Origin of the sequence: Photobacterium jeanii, from assembly GCF_001650345.1 — a bacterium.
Taxonomy (GTDB): Bacteria; Pseudomonadota; Gammaproteobacteria; order Enterobacterales; family Vibrionaceae; genus Photobacterium; species Photobacterium jeanii.
In genome coordinates this window covers 1-13,267 of the sequence record NZ_LVHF01000019.1, presented here as the reverse complement: position 1 = coordinate 13,267, position 13,267 = coordinate 1, and the positions used below count along the sequence as shown (strand labels likewise).

Here is a 13,267-nt window from a genome sequence, read left to right as displayed (position 1 = left end):
GGTACATTTTTGGTACGAATAGGCTTGTGTGTTTACGGTGGTCTGTTTAGTTTTGGGGCGGGCAACTTATGGCAGGCGTTATGCCTTTTCCATTAAGGACAATAGTAATGAATATAGATAAACAGAAAGTTAATGTTCCTTCTGTGTTAAAAGAATTTGAAAAAGACTTAGAAAACTTACAACGTGATTACGTTTCGATAAAAGCAAAGCCATTGGGTTGTGATCTATCCAATGACACTTTAGAACTAACAAAAAGTAAGTTTCTTGGTTTTCCTTTTTTCCCATCTGATTCTCAATACCCTAAAGATGAAAAAGGAAAGCCAATGGCTTTAATTGCTCAAATAAATTTTGCGGAAGTACCTGAATTAGAGGGTTTTCCGACTAGTGGGCTACTACAGCTTTACTTTCCAGTTGATGACTGGTGGGATATGGGGTCGGAAAAAATCATATATCACAGCAGTGAAGATCTACAAAAACGGTCGATTACGGATTTCACTTTCATTGATTGCAAATTATATGAAGAACTCCCAATTTATAAAATTCATGATTTGAGCTTCAAGAAAGCTATAGATACTGGTTGTAATGAAGATTCTCAATTTTCGTTCACGTTTGGTTCCAAAGATTACTGGGATTTTGAGGAAGGCTTGACCGAAAGTGAAAAGCAAGAATTCAACAATTATTTCTCATGCTCAGGGCATAAAATCGGAGGGTATGCTGATTTCACTCAAGGTGATCCGCGAGATTATGACCAAAAACAGATGAATGATGTACAACTACTTCAGATTGATGTTGATGATTTCATCATGTTTGGTGATAGCGGTGTTGGGCATATATTCATTAATCCAGACGACTTAAAATCAGGTCATCTTGAGCGTGCATATTTTTATTGGGATTGTTGTTAGTAATTGCGTGTTGGCATAACAAAGCAATCAAGGTGACCCGTTACACTCGGCGGTTTTGGTATGGTGTTCGGTGTGCTTTGTTAGTTTGGTGTGGGGCACCTTATTGCAGGCGTTATGCCTCAAAGGAGAATCATGAGATATAGCGATATAGTTGAAAACTGGAAACGTTTTGCTGCTGTAATCGACAAACTTGGTGGTGAAGTTCAATCACTTTTTATAGATGAGCCAGCAACGAAGAAAGAAATAACAATTCTTGAAGGAAAGCTTGGTTTCGAGTTGCCCCTATCTTTAAAGGAGGTATTACTTACCTTTTCAAAGAGAGTAGAGTTTCGTTGGTTCTTTCCTGATGGATATGAGCTTGATGGTGATCTTTCACTAATATCCTCAGGTGATAGGCATTGGTCATTGGATGGGATAGTTCAGTTTAACGATGATAAGAACGGCTGGAAAGATGAAGTGTTTCCAAACATGGATGATCCATATGATTTGGTTTGGCATAACAAGCTAGCTTTTCATGAGGTCGGTAATGGTGATTATTTAGCTATTGATTTGGCGCAGCCAGGTCGCGAACCAGTTGTTTACTTGAGCCATGATGATGGCGAAGGGCATGGAATAGAACTAGCTAAAGATTTCAAAGAGTTTCTTTTCATATCAAGCCGGTTGGGTTGTGTGGGCGGAGAAGATTGGCAGTGGTTACCGTTCATTGAAGATGGGAAGGGGTATATAAACCCTGACTGTGATATTGCAGTGAAATTCAGAGAAACATTGGGAGTAAAGGCATAACAAAGCAATCAAGGTGACGCATTACACTCGGCGGTTTTGGTATGGAGTCCAGTGCGCTTAGTGAGTTCATCGTGGCGCACCTTATTGCAGGCGTTAAATGCTATAGGGTTTTGATAATGAAATTAGAGAGGTTAAATATTCTGTGAATATAAGTGATTTTGCATTGAAACTACTAATTCTCTTTCTACCAGGTATTATTTGTTCTTTTATTGTTGATACATTTACGAACCATAAGGAAAGAGCGAAATTCGAATTTATTATAAATTCTTATGTTTACGGCTTATTATCATATGGGTTTTATTGGCTTTTAATCAGTAAGTTAGGTGGCTTAGTTGCTATCGAAGAGACACATGTTATTTTCCTTGCTTCACTCTTTGACCAATCGAAAGTTGTGTCCTTTAAGGAAATTTTCAACGTATGCATAGTCGCTACTTTACTAGGTGCACTTATCACATATGTCCATACACATAAGCTACACTTTAGGCTCCTGAGATTTTTGCGTGTAACTAAGAAATTTGGTGAGCTTGATGTGTGGGGGTATTTCATGAATTCCCCTGATGTTAACTGGATCACTGTCAGGGATATTGAAAACAATTTAATGTACGACGGTTGGGTGCAAGCATTCTCTGATAATTCCAAAGAAGCTGAAATTCTGCTTGGAGATGTTGTTGTCTATAAGAATGATACAGGTGAAGAGCTCTATGAGGTTAGTTCACAGTATCTTTCTTTAGATAGGGCAAAAATAATCATTGAAATGAGGAAATAATATGAGTGATAAAAATAAGGTTCAGGTTAATGAGGGTGTTATCAAGAAGGGTAATACAAACCCTCCGCCAAAAGACAATCGTCCTAAGCCACCGGCAGGCCAAAATGTTAGTTCAAAAAAATCAGGATCCTAGCTGGCTCGCATTTAACAAAGGCATCAAGGTGACGCCTTACACTCGGCGGTTTTCGTATGGAGTTCGGTGCGCTTGGTAAGTTAGTCGTGGCGCACCTTATGCCAGGCGTTATATTACTTATTCTGATTAAGAGAGGAACTTGTGAGTAAAGAAATTGAGAAAATAGTCAAAACAATGGAGCATGAATATGGTGTGTTCCATGATTTGTTGGGTGATCAGGAAATGGACCTATCTGATGAATATAAAAAAATAAATTGGGCTTACTTTAGAATATTTGCAACTCACTATGAAAGCATTAATCACTTGATATATTCTGGCGGGTATCACTCGTCTGCGATAGTTTTGGTAAGGACTATGCTTGAAATATATGTTAAGAGCTATTATTTGGCATTTGTCGCTAAAGATAGAAGCGATAATGTCATTGATTACATTGAGAATGACAATAAATTCCCTAACTTTTTTCAGATGACTAAAGAGCTTGAAGACGTTAAAAACCCTAAAGGGGACAGCTTTAATGGTGTTTTTTCTCAGTTTACTAAAAAGTACCTCGCAAGCTATGAAAAATTTTCACTTTTTAGTCATGGAAAAGGAGAGTTTTTGAAAGCTTACTATGAACATGAAAAAATGTCTTATTCAACAGAGCAAATTACAGATGTTCTATACACAGTGAAAGGCATGTTTTCGACATTAGGTATGTTATTGCTTTTCACTCAAGGCAAGCACCGTGAACTTCTTGAGTTTATAGATCAAGTAGAGTTTCCATCGGGTACGTAATATAACAAAGCAATTAAGGTGATGCTTTACACTCGGCGGTTTTGGTTCTGAGTTCGGTGTGCTCTGTTAGTTCAGTGGGGCACACCTTATTGCAGGCGTTATACAACTAAAGGAGATTCTGAGTTGTTCTCAAAATTATTTAATTTATTTCGGCCATCTTCTAAAGAAGACAAGTGTGGACGTGCAGAGACTCCATCGGTACAAATAAAAACATCTGTAGTAATGTCTTCTTCTTCATCAAGCTCTGTCAGCAATGCTCGAAAGTTACTTAAAGAAGCTACTCAACTCAAAAAATCTAAAGAGTACGATGCAGCATGTGAAAAGTTACGAGAGGCTTATGAGGCATCTGACGCGAATGAACTTATGGTTAAAGAGCGTCTTCGCTTGCCTATGTACCTTCAGTTAGCTGGAAAAAACGATGAGGGTTGGAAAGCTCTCAACGAACTAAACGTAGAGTACGTCGATGTATTCTCTCAAGCAGAAATAGCTAATCAGATGCGAGTTTTTCTTCAAAAAGAAAAACAGTTTAAAAAGGCAATAATGTTCTCAATCTGGGCGATTGCAAAAGAAATTGAGCGAGACGTTCAAAATGTTGAAGCATCAATTGAAAATACAGATAGGATGGCTGAATTACGCGCTGAATACGACTTCCTTGAAGACGATGATGAAAAAGAGATTCATGGTTACACACCTAATGGCAATCCTATAACTGATTACGCTTACGAGTTATTCCTGTCGAGGCTTACAGAAGCTAAGTCAATAGAGGGTGTACATCAGCGCATTGAAAAAGATATGAAAAAGGCAAAACTTCTTGAGCTGACTCAGCCTCTTGCTAATGACATCTCTGCCTATTTTTCGCAAAAGAGTCATTATCGCCTTGAAGAAGTTAGAGATATCATAGACAAACACGTAAACGTTGTATAACAAAGCATTTAAGAGTGATTCGCTACGCTTGGCAGTTTCGCTTCGCTCAAGTATAGCCAAACGTCGCTCACACCTTAATGCGGCGTTATGCGAAGGAGAGCGTAGTGTACCTAGGTGTTCAGCTTTATGCTTTTAATAAAGAGCATATTTTAAATAACCCAGACTATATTTTTAGACACCTGGCTGAGATAGGTTATCAGGCTATTGAAATGCCATTTATTATGGATGTCTATCCTTATACGAAAGAATATGATTTACAGTATTCATCGTTGCATACTGGTCCTGATAACTTGCGCGACTTGCCTGCGATTATCGGTCATTTGCAGTCCAATGATTGTCAAAATGTATGTATATCCGGTCCTTTAGGCTGGCATGACCAAAGTTTACATAACTTCCGAAATACATGTAAATTTCTAAATGAGAAGGCAAAATTGTTGAAACTGGAAGATATCAACGTTCATTATCATAACCATGATTTTGAGTTTAGATGTTCTGATGATGGAATTAGTNCTCATTTAAGAGACTTTTTAGGTTCAGAGTCTGTCGCATTAGGTCAAGGTTCTGTTGATATTGTAAGTATTGTCAAAGAGCTAAATAAAAACTCTTCGTTAGAGTGGTTAGTTGTCGAGCATGAACCAGAGTGCGACGCCTTTGAAAAATTATCACTGAGTCGTTCTTATCTCAATACTGAGTTATCGCTGTAAGACTTTTCGCATAACAAAGCCATCAAAACGACCATCAACGCTTGGCATTCCATGTATGAATTGGCTCTGGTGTTTACGGTGGTTAATTAAATATTTTCGTAATGCGTTGCTGGCGCTTTATGGCAGGTCGTTAGGTAAAAGAGAATTAAATGACAAAGTTAATAAATGATGTTTTAAATGCATTAGAATGTGTTGACCGGGATTATTATTCGATTCCTGATATATCATTCGATAATGGTAAGTTAATTGATAATGAAAAAACAAGAAATCTTGAAAGAAGGTTTATGCAAGCTTTTTCTACTGAATTTAGTATATTAAATAGAAGTAGTAGTAGTTATAAAGACTTCAAGTTTGATTTTGAAGTACCAAAAAAGTTTATGTGGTACGATAACCCTGATCTAAATATCAGAAGGACGTGGGAAGAGCTAAATAATCGCATAGGTAAAGAGATAGATATGCATGATTACTGGGAGAAGATTCCAGATTTTCTAGTTCATTCTTGTCACGATGATAAAAGTTCAGAAAACCAAAAAATAATTATTGAAGCAAAGGTGAATCCGTCCTCATCAAGGAATGAAGCTCTTAAAGATATTTTTCATATTTTTATATACACTAATAAATACAATTTTCAATGTGGTGTAATTATGCTTATCCATACAGAAAAGGATAAGTGGGTTAAATGGCTTCTTGAATATATGACAAACAATTACTATCACGGAAATAGAGATAACTTCCGAAAGATTTACGTAATATTCAAAAAAGGTTATGGCGAAGATACAGAGACCTTTACTTTAGATGAAATTATTAAAGAGTATCATTCTATATTTGGAATAAATGATTTAGATAACAAGAAATGTCCACTATGTGGCTCAAAAATGGTAAAAAGAACGGCCCAAAGAGGGCGGAGTGCTGGTTCTGATTTTTTTGGTTGTACAAATTATCCCCGGTGCTCTTTTACACGAAATATTACCTAACAAGGCAATCAAGGTGATGCCTTACACTCGGCGGTTTTGGTATGAGGTTAGGTGCGCTTGGCTGGTTCAGTGGGGCACACCTTATTGCAGGCGTTATGTTGCAAAGTAGAGTTAGTAGATCCTATGCAGATAATTATTGATTTCAATGAAATAGAAAGTTGGAAATCATTTCATTCTGTTTTCAGTGAAATAATGGGTTTTCCCGATTCTTATGGTGAAAATATGGATGCATGGATTGATTGTATGTCCAGCATTGATGATCCTGAAACTGGCATGTCAACCATAGTTGTTAAGTCAAATGAAAACCTTGATATGATTGTCCTTGGTATGAGTAATGCTATCAAAAATACTCCTGAAATATTTCAGTGTTTTTTTGAATGTACAGTGGCAGTCAATCAACGCTTTATAGAAACAGACTCAGAGACTCGGCTAAAGATAGTTGGTATTTAATAAGGTAATATCAAGTGATGTAAAGTTTGGGAAGGTTATTAAAATAGAGTAAGCATTATAGGATAGTTATGAGGAAGTTTTTATTTACTTGTTTTTTTCTTGTTTCTTGTCAATCAATAAATCATGATGAAGTACCTTCGAATAGTGTATCTAACAATGTCATGCCGAGAACAATTCATGATGAAACAAAATATCCACCGCCATATCACCGAGTAAACCCAAGGTACCCTAATGATGCAATAAGTAATAAGATTGAAGGGTTCGTTGTTCTTGGTTTTGATGTTGATATTTATGGGGGAGTGAAAAACATTACAGTTAAAGAGTCCGTACCAAATTCTATTTTTGATGAAGCTGCAATAGTTGCTTTTCAACAATGGAAGTTTGCTAGGTTAATAGTAGATGGAGAACCTAAAGTGCAGAGAAACTTGCAAGTAAGGTTGGAATTTAAGCTATGAACATAACAAGGCCATCAAAACGACCCTCAACGCTCGGCATTATAAGTATGAATTAGTTTCAGTGTTTACGGTGGTCAATTAAATCTTTCCGTATTGCGTTGCTGGCGTTTTATGGCAAGTCGTTATGCCTAAAGAGGAAGTATGGAAGCAATATTTAACATCATCCAATATAACCCTGAGTACTTTGCTTGGGTGTTTGGTGTTGTGAATGTTTTTTGGGGCTTGTTTATGTACTTTAATAAACAGAGCCATGACAAAGCATTGGCAAAGCTAAAACATGAACTAACTCTTGATGCCGATAGAAGAAAGAAGGTGTTTGAACTAAAAGCTACTCAATATGAAGCTTATGTAGAAAACCTTGATGAGTTTGGTAAAAAGCATCAAGTTGATATGCCTGCACGAATGCAACCCATTTTTGATAAATGTCTTAATGAGTATCTAGCAGCTAGTCAGGTTGGGGATAAAGAAAAAGAGCGAGAGATTATCACTTGGTTTAGTTCTCAAATATCATCGTTCATGCAAGAGGGGCTTGTAGATGTACTAAAGCTTCAGAGTGAGTCTAATAAACTCAAATTAGCAGCAACAGATGAAATGATTGAGACTTTCACTAAACTTGAGCATCTGACTAAAGCGTCTATGGATAAAGCTAATGAATTCATGGGCAAGTTTACAGAAATAGTACTTACTCAAAACAATGAACTATCACAAAGATATCAAGATGAGCTAAAAATGTTAGGGGCACAAACTCAAACTACAGCTCAAAAATTAATGCAGCAAATGCGGGCTGAATTGAACGAAATTTAGGCATAACAAGGCAATCAAGGGTGACGCTTTACACTCGGCAGTTTTGGTATGAAGTCCTGTGCGCTTGGTAAGTTCATCGTGGCGCACCTTATTGCAGGCGTTACCTCGCGAATTTAGAAGGTTGGGGCGGTCGGCTCCGCTGTTGTTGTTTGTTGGTCAATTTCAGAAACATTTGTCTGCATTAAGAGTTGCTCATCGCAAGTCGCGGTGTTGAGTTAATCGCATGCCAAGTTCAACAACGTCTGTGGCTATCACTAATGCAAGTCTGCACTTGTCGCCCTAAATGTTGTCACTCGCGGCAAAAGACTTTATCGGGTAGGGCTACAAACGCGAGTCGCTCCCGTTCGTGGTTTTCTGTGGCAGAAGTTGTTAATCATTCTTTGCTATCCGCGTTTAGCAAAGAAGTCGGTGCGTTGGCATACTTGTGGTTACATCTTGGTGGTTGCCGAACCAAATTGTTTTGTTGGTGTTGCCCGCGGCTTAATTTGGGTTGTGGTCAATGTTTTGCTTAGTTAAAAATTCCAGCCTTAATATAGTCGATAGCCGCTATTTTGTTGGCAAGCACGCAGTAGTTTCGGTGGTTATAGTTTTCTTTGTCAGCGTTAAGTTCTAGGTTTGCCACTCAGTATTTTTAGAAGAGCGGGCTTTATCGCATCATGACAGGCAAGCTGCTTTGGCACTTTTACGTGAGCGGGTAACAAAGCCATTAAAACGACCCTCAACGCTTGGCATTCCAGGTATGAATTGGTTTTAGTGGTTACGGTGGTTAATTAAATATTGTCGTAATGCGTTGCTGGCGTTTTATGGCAGGTCGTTATGTTCCTTAAGGAGGAGGAGTGATTAATTTTCAACATATACCATTTGGTCTTCGGGAAAGCGATGGTGAGCTAGTTGATGTTGCTGATGTTCAAAGAGGAATGGGTTGTAATTGTATTTGTCCATCGTGTAAAACACCATTAATCGCTCGTCATGGTGATGTTAATCAGTGGCACTTTGCTCATGCCAGCCGTTCTGTATATTCAAAAACGAAAAAAGATTGCGATTTTTCATTTTATGTCTCAGTAAGGTTGATGGCTCGCCAAATTTTTCAAGAAGAAATGACAATTCAATTACCTCAATACAAAGGGATAGTGTCAGATTATTCATCATCAGGTTTCTGTTTCGCTGAGGAGTTTATAGTTTCAGACAAGCAGTCCATACAGCTATCTGATGTAAAAATAGAAGCTAGTTTTAATGGAATAAGCGTTGATGTTGTTGGTAATGTTGGAGCGTTTAAGTTTGTTATCTATTTAACTCACCCAAATAGGCATGTTCCATCGGAGTTAAGTTGTTTTAAGCATCCCAAATATGGTGTTCTCAAATTATCACTTGAATCACTTATAACTCTGTATAGTGAAAATAATCACTCAAAATCATCGTATAAAAAGTTATTAAAGGATTTTTTGGCTAATGATCTACCATCTAAAGAATGGTTATTTCATCCTCGATATGAGCAGTCTGAGAATCATGCTAAAGAAGTCAACCGTAAAAAAAATACAATCTTCAGAGTTAAAACGTAAAAGCATTAACAATATACAGAAAGATATCAACCAAACTAAAAGAATTTCACATCCAACCAAAAGCGTATATGTTGAACCTGCAAGACGAATTGCTGAGTTTAGTTGCATTATGTGCGATTCAATTTGGCAGGGAATGGAACCGGGTAGTAGTCAATGTCCAAAATGCAAAACTCATTTGTACCGGCAATTCAGAAAATACATTCAATAACAGTAACATAACAAGGCAATCAAGGTGATGCGTTACACTCGGCGGTTTCGGTTCGGAGTTTAGTGCGTTTTGTTGGTTCAGTGGGGCACACCTTATTGCAGGCGTTAAGTGGCAAGGAGAGTAAAGTTATGCCGTATGATTTAGGGAAAAGGTTAGTAATTGGACTTGCCTCGAGTGCTTTATTTGATCTAGAAGAATCGGATCAAATATTCAGAGAGCAAGGGCAAACAAGGTACCGTGAATATCAGCGAGAAAACCAGAATATAGCATTAAAAGCAGGTGTTGCTTTTCCGTTTATTCGCCGTTTGTTGTCTCTGAATGAATTAAACCCTTCAGATCCGCCTGTAGAAGTTGTTCTTTTATCTCGTAATGACCCAGATACAGGCTTACGCGTAATGAAATCTATTGAGCATCATAAGTTGTCAATGACCCGTGCAGTCTTCTTACAAGGTCGCTCACCTCATAAGTTAATACCTGCACTTGATATCAACTTATTTTTATCTGCAAATGAGTTAGATGTTAAAGAGGCAACAATTGCAGGTTATCCAGCAGGAATGGTGCTCGACTCAAAGCATTCAGATGATCTTACTGATCAAGAGCTACGGATTGCATTCGATTTTGATGGTGTTATTGCTGACGATACAGCTGAACGAATCTTTCAAGAGACGGAAAATTTGAAAGATTTTCATGAACATGAAAAGAAAATGGTTGATGTTCCGCATTCACCTGGACCATTGAAAGATTTTTTAGTGAAAATATCTGAAATTCAGAAGTTAGAGGAAGCTAAGTTATCTGAAGACTCTTCCTATTCACCTAAGCTAAGAATATCAATTGTAACCGCAAGGAATGCACCGTCACATGAGCGCGTGATAAATACGATGAGAGAGTGGGACATAAATGTTCATGAGGCGTACTTCCTTGGTGGCGTAGAGAAACGGAAAGTTCTAGAGGTGATTAATCCTCACATGTTTTTTGATGACCAGAAGTTACACTTAGAGCCCGCTAGTGACCTCTTGCCTGCTGTTCATATTCCATTTGGTGTGACTAACCAATAGCCACTTAACAAAGGCATCAAGGTGACGCTTAACACTCGGCGGTTTTGGTTTGAAGTGTAATTGGTTTTGAAAGTAATGCGTAGGCGCACCTTATGCCAAGCGTTAAGTGCCTGTTAAATAATTCAACTATGAGGTATTAATGGAAGGTCAAAATAATAGAATTAATCAAGAATGGGTTACATTAAATGCCGTTAGAGGAATGGTTAAAATTGCTTCTAAAGGAAGCATGACGAAGTCTACCTATGATAATACGTTAGATCTTGCCGGAGAACTTTATCCTGAGCTATTGGGACCGGAGAACAGTTTATTAAAAAGAGAGCGTGAAAGCGATACAACAAAAGAGTATCGCCAAAAAGCAGCTCTTAAATCTATTAAAACTGAAAGTGAGGTTACTGCCCTAAGTTTAGTTTTAGAAGATATTGATGAATATAATTCATACTTGGATATAGCGAGAGAGAATAAAGATGATAGAAAGAGAACTGATCAATTAAAACGTAAATTAGGTCAGTTGGAAAAAGCAAAAAAAGAGCTAGAACCTAAACCTCATAGTGAAAACCAACTAATATTCCGGGATGCATATAACGTAGATCGAGATTTGCCCGAACTGTCTAGGGGACATGCACATAAAGATTTTCAACTGCCTGATGGAAAAACCCTACGTATCAGGGTATTACATCCAGATAGACCGGAACATATTACAGGTGCTGACATAATCTATGAACGTCATAATGAACATACAGAAGGAATAAGCATTGTTGCCGTTCAATATAAGATTTGGGAGGATCGTCAGTTATACCTTTCCGATCAAAGAATGTTAGGTCAGTTAGATAAAATGCGTAAATTTCTTTGTGATAAAGGAATCTGTCAGAACAATAGTCATGAAAATACGTATCGTTTCCCTTGCTGTACGGGTTTCTTGAGACCTACAGATAAATTACAAACTGTTGATCAGAAGTTTATTTCAACTGGTGAACATCTCCCAATCTGTCAAATTGACGCCTGTGCTACAGAAGGAAAACGGGGAGGCACTTTATTGAAATATGAAGATATTAAATCGGCTTCTTTGTCTGGTGAGTTATTCGAAGAACTATTTAATCGTGGAAAGATTGGCTCAAGAGAATTATCCCGAGATGAGCTTGAAGATTTATATCAAGAGGCATCTGTGATTGATTCTTCTGATACGGTGGTAATTTATGCGCAAGAGTTTGGCACTTAACAATGCAATCAAGGTGATGCATTTTACTTGGCGGTTTTGGTAAGGAGTTCGGTGCGCTTTGTTGGTCCGGTGGAGCACACCTTATTGCAGGCGTTATACGCTTAGAGTAATAATTTCAATTTAGAGGTAAGTATGTCTTATTGGCAGTACTATGATTCAAAATTTGGTTGGGATACCCCCGCAGGTTTAATGGAGCCAGATATTGAAAAGGTCATTGAATCGTTTATTCATGCTGGGTATGAGCTTGAACAAGCTAAAGAATTAGTAAAATCTGGTTTTATTTATATTCCAGAGGCAAATATTGTAATCGATCGATATTATGGTGGTGCTCTCAGTTCCTTCAATTTTAAGAATCGTTTTCCGCTTGAGCAAACGAAAGAAATTCTTGATAGAGAAGCCTGCAGCCAAGTGTGGGTTAAAAATGCAAAATCAATGGAAGACCTTGAAGCCATAGTTCGTGATGCAAAAGAGTCAGTAAGAGGTGAAATTCTATTTCGCGGGCAAAATGAAAATTATTCTCTAAAACGTTCAGTTATCAACCCGAATTATTATGTTCCTGAATTTGGGGAGGTTTCTTTAGTTCCTTCTCTGTGGCGAAAAATGTTGGATCATACCCCTTACTATTTCCGTGAGTTTGAAAACCTAGAGTTATTCGAATGGTCACGCATTTTAGATAACCAGTTTGATTTGAATGAAATGGAAGCCCGACAAAAGATTTTAGCTGAACAAGGAGAATACTTGTTCACGATGTCTGATATGGAAGATTGTAGTGATCCAGTTTTACGAGAGTTTGGTAAATTCCGATTAGATCTGTCTATGAATTTAGACTGGGCACTTGCTACAACTCTCTCTACAATGCTTCAGCATTATGGCTTGTATTCGCCAGTTTTAGATTTATCTAGTTCACTTGATGTGGCGCTGTTCTTTGCTACTCACAAATATACCAACTTAGAAAGTGGCTCTAAGTATGATTTCATTGGTACGAATAATGGAAAGGCTGTGCTCTATCTCATTAGGGAAGATCGTAAAGAAATGGAGCGCCATGATCGAGATTGCTTTGCTATAAAAAATTTCGAACCATTGAGACCAATCAAGCAAGACTGTGTAGTTTGTCGTTCTGGAGCATATGCGGTTAACTTAGCTGCTGATTTTCTTGAGGGAATTATTGTATTGGATTTCAACTTATCCGAAACCGAAGCGAGGTTGTCACAAGCAGACCTTTTTCCAACAGAAAAAGAGGATGTGTTCTTAAAAGCATTAAAAAGCAGTAAAAAAGTAGAACTTAGGGTTACTGAGTTTATTAGTTAGTACGCGTATAACAAACGAGTATGGCGTCAATAACTAAATTTTGGCGCTGTTTTCATCCCACATAGTTCCATCTCTCAACATCGAATTTAGAGTTATAACCATCTTCCTAACACAAGCAATGATAGCGACTTTCTTAGGCTTTCCTGCGCCCAATAAACGTTTATATGTCGCTTTAAAAACAGGGTTACATTGCATAGCGGACATCATAGCCATGTACAACACAGTACGCACTTGAGCACGACCACCTTGAAT

General features: G+C 37.8%; 14 protein-coding genes. 13 read left to right on the top strand and 1 reads right to left on the bottom strand.

Going from position 1 to position 13,267, the window contains the following annotated elements:
• Positions 1-107: 107 nt before the first annotated feature.
• From A3K86_RS10755 to A3K86_RS10690, 13 genes are all read left to right on the top strand, one after another.
• Positions 108-902: a YwqG family protein gene (locus tag A3K86_RS10755; protein ID WP_068330906.1), complete on the top strand. Its 795-nt coding sequence runs from the start codon at positions 108-110 to the stop codon at positions 900-902.
• A 132-nt stretch (positions 903-1,034) separates the two neighbouring features.
• The gene (locus A3K86_RS10750; protein ID WP_068330905.1) at positions 1,035-1,685 is read left to right on the top strand and encodes an SMI1/KNR4 family protein; all 651 of its coding nucleotides are present in this window, start codon (positions 1,035-1,037) and stop codon (positions 1,683-1,685) included.
• Positions 1,686-1,827: 142 nt separating this feature from the next.
• Positions 1,828-2,451: a DUF6338 family protein gene (locus A3K86_RS10745; protein WP_068330904.1), complete on the top strand. Its 624-nt coding sequence runs from the start codon at positions 1,828-1,830 to the stop codon at positions 2,449-2,451.
• A gap of 274 nt (positions 2,452-2,725) precedes the next feature.
• On the top strand, positions 2,726-3,358 hold the full coding sequence (locus A3K86_RS10740) for a DUF6988 family protein (protein ID WP_068330903.1): 633 nt from the start codon (positions 2,726-2,728) through the stop codon (positions 3,356-3,358).
• Between the two features lie 123 nt (positions 3,359-3,481).
• Positions 3,482-4,282 carry a hypothetical protein gene (locus A3K86_RS10735; RefSeq protein ID WP_068330902.1) on the top strand — a complete coding sequence of 267 codons (801 nt, stop codon included), beginning with the start codon at positions 3,482-3,484 and terminating at the stop codon, positions 4,280-4,282.
• An 853-nt stretch (positions 4,283-5,135) separates the two neighbouring features.
• Positions 5,136-5,960 (top strand): topoisomerase DNA-binding C4 zinc finger domain-containing protein, encoded by an 825-nt coding sequence (locus A3K86_RS10725; protein ID WP_068330900.1) that lies wholly within the window; start codon positions 5,136-5,138, stop codon positions 5,958-5,960.
• Between the two features lie 57 nt (positions 5,961-6,017).
• Positions 6,018-6,410 (top strand): barstar family protein, encoded by a 393-nt coding sequence (locus tag A3K86_RS10720; RefSeq protein WP_198160420.1) that lies wholly within the window; start codon positions 6,018-6,020, stop codon positions 6,408-6,410.
• Between the two features lie 68 nt (positions 6,411-6,478).
• Positions 6,479-6,865 carry an energy transducer TonB gene (locus tag A3K86_RS10715; protein ID WP_068330899.1) on the top strand — a complete coding sequence of 129 codons (387 nt, stop codon included), beginning with the start codon at positions 6,479-6,481 and terminating at the stop codon, positions 6,863-6,865.
• A 141-nt stretch (positions 6,866-7,006) separates the two neighbouring features.
• Positions 7,007-7,669 (top strand): hypothetical protein, encoded by a 663-nt coding sequence (locus tag A3K86_RS10710; protein ID WP_068330898.1) that lies wholly within the window; start codon positions 7,007-7,009, stop codon positions 7,667-7,669.
• An 836-nt stretch (positions 7,670-8,505) separates the two neighbouring features.
• Complete coding sequence (locus A3K86_RS10705) at positions 8,506-9,228, top strand: competence protein CoiA family protein (protein ID WP_068330897.1); 723 nt, start codon at positions 8,506-8,508, stop codon at positions 9,226-9,228.
• Between the two features lie 270 nt (positions 9,229-9,498).
• Entirely contained in the window at positions 9,499-10,491 is a 993-nt protein-coding gene (locus A3K86_RS10700) for a 5'-nucleotidase (protein ID WP_232321963.1), read from the top strand.
• A gap of 139 nt (positions 10,492-10,630) precedes the next feature.
• A complete protein-coding gene (locus A3K86_RS10695) occupies positions 10,631-11,707 on the top strand; it encodes a hypothetical protein (RefSeq protein WP_084406569.1) in 1,077 nt (358 codons plus the stop codon).
• Between the two features lie 132 nt (positions 11,708-11,839).
• A complete protein-coding gene (locus A3K86_RS10690) occupies positions 11,840-13,015 on the top strand; it encodes an FRG domain-containing protein (protein WP_068330895.1) in 1,176 nt (391 codons plus the stop codon).
• A 33-nt stretch (positions 13,016-13,048) separates the two neighbouring features.
• On the opposite strand, the gene A3K86_RS10685 is transcribed toward A3K86_RS10690, so the two are convergent.
• The coding region (locus A3K86_RS10685; RefSeq protein ID WP_157599462.1) for a transposase at positions 13,049-13,267 on the bottom strand (219 nt) is incomplete at its 5' end.

Coding starts and splice junctions, on each gene's coding strand:
- A3K86_RS10755 (WP_068330906.1), top strand. CDS start 108: ATGAATATAGATAAACAGAAAGTTAATGTTCCTTCTGTGTTAAAAGAA.
- A3K86_RS10750 (WP_068330905.1), top strand. CDS start 1,035: ATGAGATATAGCGATATAGTTGAAAACTGGAAACGTTTTGCTGCTGTA.
- A3K86_RS10725 (WP_068330900.1), top strand. CDS start 5,136: ATGACAAAGTTAATAAATGATGTTTTAAATGCATTAGAATGTGTTGAC.
- A3K86_RS10715 (WP_068330899.1), top strand. CDS start 6,479: ATGAGGAAGTTTTTATTTACTTGTTTTTTTCTTGTTTCTTGTCAATCA.
- A3K86_RS10710 (WP_068330898.1), top strand. CDS start 7,007: ATGGAAGCAATATTTAACATCATCCAATATAACCCTGAGTACTTTGCT.
- A3K86_RS10695 (WP_084406569.1), top strand. CDS start 10,631: ATGGAAGGTCAAAATAATAGAATTAATCAAGAATGGGTTACATTAAAT.
- A3K86_RS10690 (WP_068330895.1), top strand. CDS start 11,840: ATGTCTTATTGGCAGTACTATGATTCAAAATTTGGTTGGGATACCCCC.